The sequence below is a fragment of the Intestinimonas sp. HCP28S3_D6 genome, assembly GCF_052065695.1.
Taxonomy (GTDB): Bacteria; Bacillota; Clostridia; order Oscillospirales; family Oscillospiraceae; genus Intestinimonas.
In genome coordinates this window covers 21,372-35,910 of the sequence record NZ_JBQHTM010000038.1, presented here as the reverse complement: position 1 = coordinate 35,910, position 14,539 = coordinate 21,372, and the positions used below count along the sequence as shown (strand labels likewise).

Here is a 14,539-nt window from a genome sequence, read left to right as displayed (position 1 = left end):
ACGGTGGCCCGGGTCACGGTGCCGTTGGGAGTAAAGACCTGGGCGTCGGTGCTGGTGGAGCCCATGATGCCGCCCTCGATGACGTAGTTCACGGCCTCGGCGTACCAGGCGTCAGCGGCCACGTCGGCCCAGTCGGCGGGAGCCTTGGGCTCCTCAGCGGGGGTCTCGGCGGCCTGATCGGCGTTCACGATGGTGATCCGGCCCTGGGGCTCGGCGTAAGTCTCGCTCACCACGCCGCCCAGCTCGTCCACGATGTAGTTGATGAGCACCTGGTTGTCGATGAGCACGGAGTCCTTGAGCAGGGTGTCGCCCTTGAACATCACAAAGCCGTCGCCGCCGCTCTTGAGCATGTAGTTGTGGGAGGCCAGGGTGTAGGTCTTGGTCACGTCCAGAGGCTCATCCCCCACCATGACGTCCTTCACACGGTAGTCGCCGTCCACCTTCACGAACTCACCCTCGTCGTTGAGCACCACGGAGGAGGGCACGGAGGCGTCGATGGTGTAGCTGATGCCGGACACCTGCAGGAAGCCGCCGTTCTCCTCTGGGTACAGGCGCGCGCCCATCTCCAGGGCGTCCAGGATGTCCTGACCGGTGGTCTCCACCAGGCAGGCCTCGTTGCCGAAGGGATGGACGTTGATAATCTGCTCGTAGGTGATGTCGCCGGCGGGGATGTCGGCACGGATACCGCCGCCGTTCACGAAGGCCACGTCGGCGCCCAGCAGCACGCGGTAGGCGTCGGCGCACAGGTCGCCCAGGTTGGTCTCGGCGTTGCGCACGGCCCGCTCACCGGTGGCGGGGTCCAGGGTGGTGAGGGCCACGTCGCTCTTGGCCACCACTTCCTGAAGCACACCGGCAAACTCCTCGTTCACCTTGGCCACGTAGGCCGCCACGGTCTCGTCCTGCTTGTCGTAGCCGCTCACCAGCTCGGCGGTGATGTCGCCGGTCTTGGTGTCGATGACCACCTTGCCGATGTTGGCCAGCTTGGTGCCGGTCTGGGCCAGAGTCACGTCCTCGCCGTCCTTGTTCTGGACGGTCTCCTCGTAGGTCTCGTGGGAGTGGCCGTCGATGAACACGTCGATGCCGGTGGTGTTGGCGATGACAGCCTTGGAGGTCCACACGTCGGTGGAGCCCTCGTTGCCCAGGTGACCCAGTGCCACCACGTAGTCGGCGCCGTCGGCCACAGCGGCATCCACGGCCTTCTGCACGGCGGCGTAGAGATCAGCGCCATCGTTGCCTTGGCTGAAGCTGTAAATATAGTTGCCCTCGGCGTCCTGGAAGTAGGTGGGGGTGGACTTGGTGAAGGACTCGGGGGTGTCGATGCCCACATAGCCCACGCTCACGTCGCCGTAGTCAACCACCTTGTAGGCGTCCAGAACGGACTTACCCTTCAGGTCGGTGAAGTTGCAGCACAGGTAGGTGTACGCAGCCTTCTCCTGGGCCAGGGTCAGGAAGTTGTCCATGCCGTAGTCGAACTCGTGGTTGCCCGGGATGGCGAAGTCATAGCCCACCTCGTTCATGATGTCCACGATGTAGGAGCCCTTGGACAGGGTCCCGATAGGGCCGCCCTGGATGGCGTCACCCGCATCCACAAGGGTGACGTTCTCCGCCCCGTACTGGGCCTCCATCTCGGCCTTGTAGGCCGCCACACCGGCGTAGCCCATGTTGGTCACGGCCCCGGTCTCCTCGTCGGTCACAGGGTCGATTCCGCAGTGCACATCGTTGGTGTGCAGGATCACGATCTTGCCGCTTTCGCTCTCTTCCGCCGCCAGCGCAGGCGCTGCCAGACTCACCGTCATAGCCGCCGCCAGTGCCAGCGAGAGCACTTTCTTCTTCATTTTCCCGTTTTCCACCTTTCCTCGTTTTTTAGGGTTTTCCTCAGTTCCTTCCCCTAATACTTCTTATAGTACCAAGGCAGGAAGAAGAATACAATACAATGTAAAAGAAAATTTTACATTTATGCGGTGCTTTTGGTAATAGGTAATAAAAAACCGGAGACGAGCATGCTCGTCTCCGGTTTTTGACTTTATTTACTGGCCCAGTTGCCGGTGGCCTCGGCGGTGAGGTAGGCGTTAATGAAACCGTCCAGGTCGCCGTCCATGACGGCATTGATGTTGCTGGTCTCATAGGCGGTGCGGTTGTCCTTGACCAGCTGGTAGGGCATAAAGACGTAGGAGCGGATCTGGCTGCCCCACTCGATCTTCATCTGCACACCCTTAAGGTCGGAGATCTTCTCGGCGTGGGCCTGCATCTGGAGCTCCACCAGCTTGGACCGGAGCATCCGCATACAGGTGTCCTTGTTCTGGAACTGGGACCGCTCCTGCTGGGAGGAAACCACGATGCCGGTGGGCTTGTGGATGAGGCGTACGGCGGAGGAGGTCTTGTTGATGTGCTGGCCGCCGGCGCCGGAGGAGCGGAACACCTGCATCTCAATGTCCTCGGGGCGGATATCCACCTCCACGTCGTCGGGGATCTCGGGCATGACCTCCAGGGCGGCGAAGGATGTCTGGCGGCGGGCATTGGCGTCAAAGGGGGAGACCCGGACCAGCCGGTGGACGCCGTGCTCACTCTTGAGGAAGCCGTAAGCGTTCTCGCCCTCGATCATGATGGTGGCCGACTTGATACCGGCCTCGTCGCCGTCCAGGTAGTCGATGATCTGATAGGTGAAGCCGTGGCGCTCAGCCCAGCGGGTGTACATGCGGTAGAGCATCTGGGCCCAGTCCTGGGCCTCGGTGCCGCCGGCGCCGGCGTGGAAGGTGAGGATGGCGTTGGAGTTGTCGTACTCGCCGGTGAGCAGCGTGGCCAGCTTGGCCTCACCGATCTCCTCCTCCAGCTTGGCGTAGCCCTCCTCCAGCTCGGGCACCAGGGACTCGTCCTCCTCCTCGTTGCCCATCTCGCACAGGGTCATGAGGTCCTCCCACTGGCTCTCCCGTTTGCGCTGGGCCTCCAGCTTGTTCTCCAGCTGGCGCATCCGGCGGGTGACCTTCTGGGACTTTTCCAGGTCGTCCCAGAAGCCGGGGGCGGCGCTCTCCGAGTTGAGCATATCCAGCTCCCGCTCGGCGGCGGGCAGGTCCAGGGCCTGGGAGAGCTCGTCCAGGGCGGGCTTGATATTGTTGAGTTTTACCTTGTACTCGTCGAATTGCAGCATCGCTTGCACGCTCACTTCCGTTCAGATAGCTTATCTATTATACCCGAATCTTTCCACTATGTAAAGGAAAACCCGCCCCAAACCACATAAAACAGCGGTAAGCCCGCCCGAAAGGCGGGCGGGCTCATCTCTGACTGCTGCCGGGGACTGGCTCCTCCCGGAAAATGAGGTCGTCCACATCCTCCGGCCGCCGTTCCCGGCCGCTCTCCTTCTTCCGCTGCTGCTCCTGCACGGACCACGCCCCCTCTCTCCAAACGGTCAGTCTGGACCAGTCTATGCGCCCCCTCCCCCTCCGGTGCCCGTCCCGCTTGTCTTTTTTCCGCCGGACCGATATAATAATATTTTACGATGAGAGGAGGTGCGCCCATGACCGAGGAGGAATTTCTGGCCTCCCTGCCCCTGGACCTGAGTGAACAGCAAAAAGCGGCGGTGCTGGCCGGAGAGGGGCCCGTGCTGCTGCTGGCGGTGCCGGGCAGCGGCAAGACCACCGTGCTGGTGGCCCGGCTGGGCTGCCTCATCCGCTGCCGGGGCATCTCCCCAAAGGAGATCCTCACCGTCACCTACACCGTCTCCGCCGCCGGGGACATGGCCAGGCGGTTCGCCGCCCTCTTCGGGGAGGACCTGGCCCGGCAGCTCTCCTTCCGCACCATCAACGGCCTGTGCGCCTCCATCATCCACACCTACGCCCGGTGGAAGGGCTCCGAGCCCTTCACCCTGGCCGACAGCGAAGCCCGCCTGAACGCCGTCCTCCGGGACCTCCTTCAGCGCACGGGCAGCGACTTCCCCACCGAGCAGCAGATCAAGGAGGCCCGGACCCACATCACCTACTGCAAGAACATGATGCTCCCGGAGGCCGACATCCACCGCCACACGGTGGAGGGGATGGACTTCCCCGCCGTGTACTTCGAGTACCAGGACTACCTGCGCCGCAGCCGACTCATGGACTTTGACGACCAGATGGTCTTCGCCCTGCGTATCCTCCTCCGGGAGCCGGAGATCCTGCACTACTACCGCAGCCGTTACCGCTGGCTCTGCCTGGACGAGGCTCAGGACACCTCCAAAATCCAGCACGTGATCCTGGCCCTGCTGGCGGGGGAACACCGGAACCTCTTCATGGTGGGGGACGAGGACCAGAGCATTTACGGCTTCCGTGCGGCCTGCCCCCGGGCCCTGCTGGACTTCGAGCAGAACTGGCCGGGGGCCAAAGTCCTGCTCATGGAGACCAACTACCGCTCCACCGGGGCCATCGTCTCCCGGGCGGACGCCTTCATCCGGGGCAACCGTGACCGCCGGGACAAGCACATGCGCACCGACAACCGGCAGGGGGAGCCCATCCGCCGGGTGGAGCTGACCGATTACAGCCGCCAGGCCCGGTATCTTCTCCAGGCGGCCAAGGACTGCCGGCGGTCCACCGCCGTCCTCTACCGCAACAACGACAGCGCCCTCCCCCTCATCGACCTGCTGGAGCGGGAGGGGGTGGCCTACGCCTGCCGCCAACGGGAGGGCTTCTTCTTTACCAGCCCCATCGTCCGGGGCCTCACCGACGTCCTCACCCTGGCCTACCGGCCCGACGACCGGGATCGATTCCTGCGGGTGTGCTGGAAGCTGGACCTGAAGATCAAAAAGGCCCTCCTCACCAACCTCTTAAGCCGCCAGAAGCCGGGACAGACGGTGGTGGACTGCCTCCTCTCCGGTGCCGGCCTCGCCCCCTGGCAGGTGGGCCGGGTGAAGGCCTTCGGCACCCACCTCTCCAAGCTGCCCCAGATGAGCAGCTTCGCCGCCCTGCGCCGCATCGTGAAATACATGGGCTATGGGGAATACCTGGGGGAGGAGCGGATGGATACCGGCCGGTTGGACGTACTGCTGGCCCTGGCCGTCCAGAACTCCGACCCGGCGGGGCTGCTTCGGCGGCTGGAGGAGCTCCAGGAGATTCTGGCCTCTGGGGGCGGGTCTGACCCCGCCTGTCCCTTCGTCCTCTCCACCATCCACGCCAGCAAGGGCCTGGAGTACGACCGGGTCCTCCTCATCGACGCCGCCGAGGGGCTCTTCCCCGCCCGGCGGCAGGCCGACGCCTCCCCCGCCGAGGCCCGGCAGGCCCTGGAGGAGGAGCGGCGGCTCTTCTACGTGGGGGCCACCCGGGCCAGGGAGACCCTGGAGCTGCTCACCTACGAGGCCAAATTCGGGGAGCCGGACCGGGTCCGCTTTCCCTTCGTCTCCGAGCTGTTGGGGGAGCCGGACCAGCCTGCCCCCACCGCCGAGGTGCCCGCCGCCCAGTGGGAGCTGGACTTTGCCCCCGGGGCGGCGGTGGTTCATCGCCAATTTGGGCCCGGGATCATCGAGAGCCGCACTGGCAGCATCGCCGTCATCGACTTTGAGAAGGTGGGGGTCCGGCGGCTGGACCTCACCGCCTGCCGGAAGGGAGGACTCCTCCGGCGGGCCTAGGTCCCATCCCTTGCGTTTCCCCAAAAGGTGAGGTAAAATGAACTATCATGTCCAATGGGACGCCGTATGGGCGTCCGAAGGGAGACCGTCATGGAAACCAACTATTCGATCAGCCGTCCCGAACTGCTCACCGTCACCCAGGGCAGCCGATCCTGGCAGGGGGCCGACCAGCTCTGGTACGCCGACGAGTGGCAGCAGAAGGCCGGCTGTGGCCCCACCACCGCCAGTGTGATGACCAGCTATCTGGCCCAGACCCGGAAGGCCTGCTCCCCCCTGTACCCCTCTGGGAGCTGGGCGCAGAAGGACGTCCTAGCCCTTATGGAGGAGATGTGGAAGTTTACTACCCCCGGCAAGCACGGGGTCAACACCACCCACCTCTTCGTCAAGGGTCTTACTGCCTTTGCCGCTGCCAAAGGGATCACACTGCCCCTGCGGGAGCTGGACATCCCCCGGCTGCGGCTGGCCCGGCCCACCGTGGATCAGTGCACCGCCTTCCTCCGCTCCGCCCTGGGCGCCGACCAGCCGGTGGCCTGGCTCAACCTCCACAGCGGCGAGGTGGAGGGCCTGGATGACTGGCACTGGGTGACCATCATCGCCCTGGAGGAGCGCCGGGACGGCACCGAGCTGTGTACCCTTCTAGACAGTGGCAAGGAGTATGCCGTGGACTTCCGGCTGTGGTTCCAGACCACCAAGCTGGGGGGCGGCCTGGTTGCGCCGGGGGTAGGCGTATGAGGGCCTTCCTGGCCGACCACTGGGCGGTAGCGGCCCTGTGGCTGTGCTTCACCAGCGCCATCGACTTTGCCCTCATGGGTGTGGACAAGTGGAAGGCCCGGCGGGGCGCCTGGCGCATCCCCGAGTCCACCCTGTGGCTCTTCGCCCTCCTGGGCGGCGCCCTGGGTGGCACCCTGGCCATGCAGGTCTTCCGCCACAAGACCCGCCACTGGTATTTCCGCTTTGGCTTTCCCCTGCTCTCCGCCCTGGATGTGGGGCTTCTCATCTGGCTGGCCCTGGGCTGAGTAATGCGCCCCAACGGGGCATTGGAAAGGAAGTGCTTCCCATGTCTTCACCCCACACCGGTGGTTTCCTGGACCGCACCTTCCGCCTCCGGGAGCGGCACACCACCGTCCGCACCGAGGCCGCGGCCGGCGTCACCACCTTCATGACCATGGCCTACATCCTGGCCGTCAACCCCTCCATTCTGGGCGACGCCGGCATGGACCGGGGGGCGGTCTTTACCGCCACGTGCCTGGCCTCCATCGTGGCCACGGTCCTCATGGCCTTTTTGTCCAACTATCCCTTCGTCCTCTCGGCGGGCATGGGCCTCAACGCCTACTTTGCCTACACCGTGGTGCTGAAGATGGGCTACTCCTGGCAGATGGCCCTGGCCGCCGTCTTTGTGGAGGGCGTCATCTTCATCCTCCTCTCCCTCACTCCCGTGCGGGAGGCCGTCTTCAACGCCATCCCCATGAGCCTCAAGCACGCCGTATCGGCGGGCATTGGCCTCTTCATCGCCTTTATCGGCCTTCAGAACTGCGGGCTGGTGGTGGACTCCTCCACCCTGGTGGCCATGTACAACTTCTCCGCCAACGCCGGTGAGTTCTCCACCGTGGGCATCGCCGTGGCTCTGGCCATGGTGGGCATCCTCCTCACCGCCGTCCTTATGGTGCGGAAGGTGAAGGGCCACATCCTCTGGGGCATGCTGGCCACCTGGGCCCTGGGCATCCTCTGCCAGCTCGTGGGGCTCTACGACCCCGCCGTCAAGGGGAGCCTCATCCCCGATTTCTCCGGCGGCTTCGGCATGCCCAGCCTGATGCCTACCCTGGGTCAGATGGACTTCTCCAAAGCCCTCACCCCCGATTTTGCCCTGGTGGTCTTTGCCTTCCTCTTTGTGGACCTCTTTGACACCCTGGGCGGCATCATGGGTATGGCCGCCCAGTCCGACCTGCTGGACGAAAAGGGCCGGCTGCCCCGGCTGAAGGGGGCTCTTCTCTCCGACGCCGTGGGCACCGCCGCCGGCGCCGTGCTGGGCACCTCCACCGTCACCACCTTCGCCGAGAGCGCCGCCGGCATGGCCGAGGGCGGCCGCACCGGCCTCACCGGTCTCTTCTCCGCCGCTCTCTTCGGCCTATCTCTCTTCCTCTCCCCCATCTTCCTGGCCATCCCCTCCTTCGCCACCGCCCCCGCTCTGGTGGTGGTGGGTTTCCTCATGATGGGCTCCATCCTGAAGGTGGACTTCTCCGACTACGCCCAGGCCATCCCCGCCTTCCTGTGCGTGGCGGCCATGCCCTTCCTCTACTCCATCTCCGAGGGCATCGCCCTGGGCGTCATCTCCTATGTAGTCATCCACCTGGCCGCCGGCGGTGAGAAGCGCCGCTCCCTCAACCCCGCCCTGTGCGTGCTGGCCGTGCTCTTCGTCCTCAAATACTTTTTCTTCTGAAGAAACGCCAAAAGACCGGAGGTCCCGTTTGGGACCTCCGGTCTTTTTTTACGGACAGGCTTCCCGGTAGACCTCCCCCGCCTCCAGGGTGATGTGCCTGGCGGCGAAAAGCTCCTCCACCGTGACGAAGAGATAGCCCTGGGCGTGGAGCCGGTCCACAATGGCCAGGGCGGCCTCCACGCTGGGGGGAAAGATGTCGTGGAGGAGGATGATGGAGCCGTCTTTGGCGTTGGCCACCACATGCTCGATCTCCCGGGCGGCGTTCTGGTCCCCCCAGTCCTCCGGGTCGATGGACCAGAGGATGATGGGACAGCCGGCGTTTTTGCGCACGGCGTCGTCCACCGCCCCGTAGGGGGGCCGGAGGAGAAAGCCGTCGTGGCCCAGGATGGCCATGAGCTTCTGCCGGGTGAGGGCCACCTGGGCATCGAAATCGGCCTTGGAGAGGCCGGTGAGGGCGACGTGGTCGTAGGTGTGGATGCCGATCTGGTGGCCCTCGGCATCCATGCGCCGGATGAGGTCCTCGTTGTGCTCCAGTTGGGCGCCGATGAGGAAGAAGGTTGCCTTCACCCCCCGCTGCGCCAGGCCGTCCAGCAGAGCGGTGGTGGTGGAGCGGCGGGGTCCGTCGTCAAAGGTGAGGGCGATGAGCTTGGGGGTCTCCGCCGCCGTCCATGCCGCCGCCGGCACCGACGCCGTCGCCACCCAGGGCGCCACCGCCCAGGCGGTGAGCAGCAGGAGGACCAGGGCCGCCGCCGCGCGGCACTTTATCCCTCTCGACAACATGACCGCCCGCCTTTCCTGTTCGTTCTCAAACAGTATGTCCGGCGGGCGGTCCTATTTTTCTGGTAATTTTTAGTCTCGGGGGTCTGGGTCGGCCTCCACCGACAGGATATACCGGTATATGGGCAGCAGGGTCTCCAGATCCTCTCCCACCAGGTCCACCAGGTCATGGGAGTAAAGAACGGGCTGATGGCCCTTGTGGTCCCGGCTCAGGGCAAAGCTGCGGGCGTTGTACCAGGGGTCCAGCAGGGGGCTCAGGTGGCCCTTGGGCCGCTTGTAGGCCTCCGTCTCCAGAGTGAAGCGGTCCTGCTTCCTGATCTGCCGGAGCAGCTTTTCAAAGGGGGCGGGATCGTGGTCCAGCCGGTGGCGCAGCTTGGCCATGGTGACCGGCGGGGCCTGGTAGTAGCCCATGCCGTAGGACCAGCCCTCCGGCTCCAGCTCGAACCAGAGTACCGGACGCCGGGCGAATTCCTCGTCGGTGGGCCGCTGGATGCTCCACCACAGGTGGTCCTTATAGGGTCCCCGGCCGTAGAGCCGCCGGGCGTCCCGGTAGATGCGGCTCACCTTGCCGAAGAGGCCCAGGTCGGGGGCGGCGGCGTTGAGCCGCTCCCACACCTCCCGGTTGAGCTCCCGCATGGGCTGGTAGAAGTCCCGGAGGTAGGTCTCCTTGTTGGCCTCAAACCAGCTCTTCTCATTGTTGAACCGGATGCCCCACATAAAGTCGATGGTCCGGTCGGAAAATCCCTGAAACATGATAACTCCTCTCCCCTCCGTCCCGGGGCACGCCGACGGTCCGGCGGCATAGAATGGGGCGGAGGGATACTGCATGGATCAATGTGCATTTTGTCTCCACCGGCCGGAGCCCCTGCTCTGCTGGTGGGAGGGGGACCTGCGGCTGGAAGCCGCCGACGGTCCCCGGCGTCTGTTGGGGGTACTTTCTCCCCGTGGGACATCCCTGCTCCACTTTGTGGAACTGGGGGGCGAGACCCGGACCTGGCCCGACGGAGAGGGTCTTGTCCGGGCGGTGACGGTGTATAACCGCTCCTCCCTGCCCATGGACCAGGTGGAGGTGGCCCCCGACGGCACCATAGAGCCGGGAAGCCTTCGCATCGAGGGCCGCCCGGCGGAGGAGCCGGTGCTGCCCGGTCTGGCCGCCGGTGGGCAGGCCCTGTTCACCTGGCGGGAACCGGCCGCCGGTACCTCTCAGGTCATCGGCCTGCGTTACCGCTACACCTTCTCCGGTGAAGTCCGTGAGGGCGTCTGCACCCTCTAAGCCGGACAGCACCGGAGGATTGGACAGACGGGGCGCCGCATCCGCCGCGCGCCGTCTGCGCTTTTCCCAAAGTTTCTCGCCGGAGAAATTTCCCATCCTGCTTTCACAAGGCCTGTCCAGTTTTTACAGGTTCTCCGGCACCGGCGGCGGGTCCAGGAAGAGGAAGTTGGACATCTCCACATAGGGGATGACGAAGAGGTCGGGGACGCCGTAGAGGAGCATGGAGATGATATGCCAGGGCAGGAAGGAGAAATTGAGCTTGAAGTACTCCAGGTGGCGTCCGGCCAACAGGCTCAACCCTTTGGAGAATGCCTGGGGCACCGAGGAGACCGGGTCCCGTGCCAGCACATAGCGGGCCGGCAGGAGGAGCACATAGAGGTAGTAGCCCGCCAGCAGCCCCAGCAGGAGCACGGGGCTGGACAGCAGCAGCATGATCTCACCGTTGGGGACGATGGTACCGGCCACGGCACAGAACATGCCGGGCAGGAGGCACAGCAGGGTGGAGAGCAGCCGCCACAGGGTCAGGATGACCTGGACGGCCAGGGCCTTGGCGGTGAGGCGCAGGTCGGCGTACCAGCCGAAGAGGGCCCGGAAGGGCCGGACCCGGCCCTCCAGGAAGCCCCGGTACTGGCTGAGCACTCCATAGCTCAGGGGAGCGGTGACCAGGAGCACGATACCCTGGATCACCGCCACGTTGACCACCTGACGCCAGGCCACCGGGAACACCAGCACCTGACCCACATCCTCATAGCGGACGGAGAAAACCAGTCCGCCCAGGTCGCCCAGTCTCTCCAGGCCCAGGAGGGCCAACAGGTTGGTCATGGCGGTGGCGTCGGCCTTCCAGATGCCGGTGGACATGGGAAACTGCCGCACATCCATGACGGTGTAGAAGAAGGTGCCTCCGCTCACCACGGAAAAAAGCTGCGCCAGCAGGGAGAGGAGAATGAGGAGGAAGGTGCACACCAGGCAGGGCCGGATGAAGCGGAAAAAGGTACGCTTGGCCCGAAACTTCAGGGCTCTGCGCTGCTGGCTGGGATGTTCTGTCATGCCTGGGCCTCCTCTGTGTTCTGGGGCGCTGTGGTCAGGGGAATGCCGATGTCGGGAGTGGTCTCACTGGCCGCCGGAGTCTCCGAGGGAACGGCGGAGGGCGCCGGGGTCTCCGCCGGTGCGGCGCTGGGGGTGGCCGACGGCTGGGGCTCCACCGGCAGCACCGGTGTGGCGCTGGGGGTAGCGCTGGGGGTAGCGGTGGCGGGAGTCGTCTCCGCCGGGGCAGAGGGCGAGGGCGACGGGGTGGTGATGATGGCGCCGTCGGCCTCGGTGAGGCCGTACTGGGCGGCGTCATAGGGGCTCACCAGGATGATCTGGTTGCGCATCTTGTAGGTGCTCTTGCTCTCCAGGGTGGAGCTCACCAGGTTGCCGTTGCCGTCATAGACGTTGCGGTAGGCCTCCACCACACGGCCACGGTAGGGGGTCTGCTCGGTCTTGGTGGAGCCGGCGGGCAGGGAGGGATCTACCTTGTACTCGGTGCTCCAGGCCGTGGAGGAGAGCTCCTTGTTGGTCATCTTTACGTACAGGTCGTCGGTCTTGGTGCCGTAGATCTGGACGGTGAGGCGGCTGTTTTTATAAGAGGTGACGATCTTGATGGGGTAGTCGGTGTCATTTTCAAAGCGGAAGTCGGAGGCGCCGTACCACACGGTGGCGTCCATGCCGTCGGGGACGTAGCCCACGGCGAACATGTGGTTGTGCCGCTCCACGATCTTCAGGTTGGAGTTGAGGGCGGCGTAGTAGATGGTGGAGGAGGTCTGACAGATACCGCCGCCCACCTCGTCGGTGGACTTGCCGCCCACATAGGAGGGGGCGGGGAGATAGCCCTTGTCGGCGGTGCGGCTGCCGGTGGTGTTGTTGTAGGAGAAAACCTCGCCAGGCAGCAGGATGATGCCGTCGCACACCGAGGCGGAAAGCTTCACGTTGCTCTTTCGGTTGGAGGAGCCGGAGACGCTGGAGCTGGCCTCGCCCAGCACGTCCCGGAAGAGGAGTGCCTTCAGGCTCTCGGTGGAGACGGTGGGCTCGGTGACGGTGAGGGGCACCGACACGTCGCTGCCCCAGGCGGCGTCCTTCAGGGCTGCCTGGGCGTCGGCGGTCTGGAAGTCCAGACCGGTAACGCTGGGGGTGATCTCAAAGGTCTCCTTGTCCAGGGCGGCGTTCTGCACCTCGGCGTAGACCTGGTCGTGGACGGCCTCCACGTCCACGTCGGCGGGGTCGGTAGTGACGGTAGAGAGGACCAGAGGCTCCTGGCTCTCCCCGGCAAAGGCGTCCAGGATGTCCGCCTTGGTGTTGCTCAGGTCAAAGGCCCGGCCGGGGGTACCCATGTGGAAGACCAGCTGATCTCCCTGGACCTCCCAGGTGGTCTCCTGGACGCCGCCGCCCAGCTCGGACTCGATCTGGGTCAGCAGGGCGTCCACCTGGGCCTCCCCCTCCTGGGTATAGCTGAGGGGGACTTCAATGTCATTGCCCCCCAGCAGCGACTGGATGAGCCGCCAGCCCCGGCTGAAGAAATTCCCCTGGCTCAGACCGCAGGCGGCGTCGGTGACGGCGCTGGTGTCCACGTCCAGCACGCTGCCGCTTACAGTATAGCTCTGGCTGGTGCCGTCCACCTGAAGGGTGATCTCTTTCCCGGTATAGCGCTGCTTGAGGTCCTCATCCAGGCGGCGCTCCACCTGGTCCCGGGTGAGTCCGCCCAGCTCTACGCCCCCGGCGGTGGTACCGGGCAGAGTTGTGCCGCTGGCACCCACCCAGGTGCACAGCCCCAGATAGCCGGCGGCCAACACCGCCACCACGATCCCGGAGGCGATGAGCCCCCGCCGGCTCTTTTTGGCCTCGCCTTCCGGCTTGGCCAGCCGCTTACCGGACTTTTTCTCTTCCATAGACGGATGCCTCCAATTACACGGTTCCCGGTCCATACCCGTTGGAGGACGGGCCGGTCGTCAGGTCCTATTTGCATGAAACCATGATACATTATATGTTCCACAGGGAAAAAAAGCAATTACAGAACGGTTACATCGTCGGAGCAGAACCCGCGCCAGCTCACTGGCAGGGCTTTGATCCCGTCCCCGGCGGCTTTACTTTTTCTTCCGTTCGTTGTATGATGTTGGATACTGGACAGCGTACCTCTGTCCAGGCAACTTTATCTTTTCAGATCGATTCGGAGGGAGCCGATATGTCTGACCCGCGTCAATTCAACCGCTCCGGCCAGGACCGGAACGACAGGGATCTGCTCTCCTGGATCCCCATTGTGATCTTTCTCTTCTGCTTTCCGCCCCTGGGGCTCTTCCTGCTGATCCTGCGGCTGGTCGGCGTCACCGGCCGCCGCCGGGGACAGGTGGGCCGCCATCCCTACGACCTCCAGCGGGAGGCCGCCGCCCGGGACGGCACACCCCAGGCGGAAACCGCCGCCGATCTCACACAGACCGGCACCACCCGGCGGCGGAAGGCCTCCGCCCGGTCCAGGGCGGGGCAGAACCTGGAGGAACGGCGCAGCGGCCGACTGTTTACCATCGCCGGGGCAATCGTAGCCGCCATCTTTGGTTTTATGGGCTTTACCGCCCTTCTGGACGCCCTCTCCTGGGGTGGATTTTTCTACTGCCTGGAGGAGATCTTCGTCCCCCTGGCCTTCTGCGGCGGCGGCCTGTGCATGCTGTGGCATGGCCTGCGCAAGAGCCGGAGGCTCAAGCGCTACCGTCAGTATCTCTCCCTCATCGGCCGCCGTGAATCCATCTCTGTGGCCATCCTGGCGGAGGCCACCGGCTTTGCCCCCCGGAAGGTCCGGGAGGACCTCCAGGATATGCTGGACGACGGCATCTTCCCCATGGGCTATCTGGACCTGAGCAGCGACCGGCTTTTCCTCACCGACGCCGGCATTCAGGATCGCCCCAAGGAGGAGCCGGAGAAGGCGCCGGAGCCCCCCAAGGAGGTGGAGCGGGCCGAGGCGGTGCTCTCCGAGATCCGCTCCCTCAACGATGCCATCGAGGACCCGGAGATGAGCCGGAAGATCGACCGCATCGGGGAGATCACCGGCAACATCTTCGCCTACCTGCGGGAGAAGCCGGACAAGGAGGGCAAGCTTCGCAGCTTTTTGAGCTACTACCTGCCCACCACCCTGAAGATCCTGGGCTCCTATGCCCAGCTTGAGGCCCAGGGGGTGGAGGGCGAGAACATCTCCGCCGCCAAGGAGCGCATCGAGGGCATGATGGACAAGGTGGTAGAGGGCTTTGAGCAGCAGCTGGACCGGCTCTTCCAGGACGACGCCATGGACATCACCAGCGACGTGGCGGTGCTGGAGCGGATGCTGGAGAAGGACGGCCTGGGCAGCTCCGGTATGACGCTGGGCGGCTAAACTGCATTGTGAAATTGTCTAATTTTTCTCATATTTTTCTCTGTATTTCATTGAAAATATCTATAACCGATG

12 protein-coding genes are annotated in these 14,539 nt (G+C 64.7%); 6 read left to right on the top strand and 6 right to left on the bottom strand.

The window, feature by feature from the left end; all coding sequences use genetic code 11:
• Both ACTNBK_RS12470 and prfB read right to left on the bottom strand, forming a co-directional pair.
• Positions 1-1,835, bottom strand: a 1,835-nt coding sequence (locus ACTNBK_RS12470) for a bifunctional metallophosphatase/5'-nucleotidase (RefSeq protein ID WP_441146531.1), incomplete at its 3' end; no start/stop codon positions are given.
• A gap of 188 nt (positions 1,836-2,023) precedes the next feature.
• The gene (gene prfB, locus ACTNBK_RS12465; RefSeq protein WP_294515205.1) at positions 2,024-3,145 is read right to left on the bottom strand and encodes a peptide chain release factor 2; all 1,122 of its coding nucleotides are present in this window, start codon (positions 3,143-3,145) and stop codon (positions 2,024-2,026) included.
• A gap of 366 nt (positions 3,146-3,511) precedes the next feature.
• On the opposite strand from prfB, the gene ACTNBK_RS12460 reads away from it, so the two are divergent.
• From ACTNBK_RS12460 to ACTNBK_RS12445, 4 genes are all read left to right on the top strand, one after another.
• Positions 3,512-5,587: an ATP-dependent helicase gene (locus tag ACTNBK_RS12460; protein ID WP_441146529.1), complete on the top strand. Its 2,076-nt coding sequence runs from the start codon at positions 3,512-3,514 to the stop codon at positions 5,585-5,587.
• Positions 5,588-5,677: 90 nt separating this feature from the next.
• Positions 5,678-6,319: a hypothetical protein gene (locus ACTNBK_RS12455; protein ID WP_441146527.1), complete on the top strand. Its 642-nt coding sequence runs from the start codon at positions 5,678-5,680 to the stop codon at positions 6,317-6,319.
• On the top strand, positions 6,316-6,603 hold the full coding sequence (locus ACTNBK_RS12450; RefSeq protein ID WP_441146525.1) for a DUF1294 domain-containing protein: 288 nt from the start codon (positions 6,316-6,318) through the stop codon (positions 6,601-6,603). The genes ACTNBK_RS12455 and ACTNBK_RS12450 overlap by 4 nt, the downstream gene beginning before the upstream one ends.
• Positions 6,604-6,644: 41 nt before the next feature.
• Positions 6,645-8,024, top strand: coding sequence for an NCS2 family permease (locus tag ACTNBK_RS12445; protein ID WP_441146523.1), 1,380 nt, complete (start codon positions 6,645-6,647; stop codon positions 8,022-8,024).
• Positions 8,025-8,072: 48 nt separating this feature from the next.
• Here the strand turns inward: ACTNBK_RS12445 and ACTNBK_RS12440 are convergent, their stop codons facing one another.
• On the bottom strand, positions 8,073-8,804 hold the full coding sequence (locus ACTNBK_RS12440) for a polysaccharide deacetylase family protein (protein WP_441146521.1): 732 nt from the start codon (positions 8,802-8,804) through the stop codon (positions 8,073-8,075).
• Between the two features lie 69 nt (positions 8,805-8,873).
• Positions 8,874-9,554: a DUF2461 family protein gene (locus ACTNBK_RS12435; RefSeq protein ID WP_441146519.1), complete on the bottom strand. Its 681-nt coding sequence runs from the start codon at positions 9,552-9,554 to the stop codon at positions 8,874-8,876.
• 73 nt (positions 9,555-9,627) lie between these two features.
• On the opposite strand from ACTNBK_RS12435, the gene ACTNBK_RS12430 reads away from it, so the two are divergent.
• Positions 9,628-10,074, top strand: a complete 447-nt coding sequence (locus ACTNBK_RS12430; RefSeq protein WP_441146517.1) for a hypothetical protein — start codon at positions 9,628-9,630, stop codon at positions 10,072-10,074.
• A gap of 123 nt (positions 10,075-10,197) precedes the next feature.
• On the opposite strand, the gene ACTNBK_RS12425 is transcribed toward ACTNBK_RS12430, so the two are convergent.
• Positions 10,198-11,121, bottom strand: coding sequence for a DUF975 family protein (locus ACTNBK_RS12425; protein ID WP_441146515.1), 924 nt, complete (start codon positions 11,119-11,121; stop codon positions 10,198-10,200).
• The gene (locus ACTNBK_RS12420) at positions 11,118-12,998 is read right to left on the bottom strand and encodes a VanW family protein (protein ID WP_441146513.1); all 1,881 of its coding nucleotides are present in this window, start codon (positions 12,996-12,998) and stop codon (positions 11,118-11,120) included. The genes ACTNBK_RS12425 and ACTNBK_RS12420 overlap by 4 nt, the downstream gene beginning before the upstream one ends.
• Before the next feature lie 293 nt (positions 12,999-13,291).
• On the opposite strand from ACTNBK_RS12420, the gene ACTNBK_RS12415 reads away from it, so the two are divergent.
• Entirely contained in the window at positions 13,292-14,467 is a 1,176-nt protein-coding gene (locus ACTNBK_RS12415; protein WP_441146511.1) for a 5-bromo-4-chloroindolyl phosphate hydrolysis family protein, read from the top strand.
• Positions 14,468-14,539: the final 72 nt, after the last annotated feature.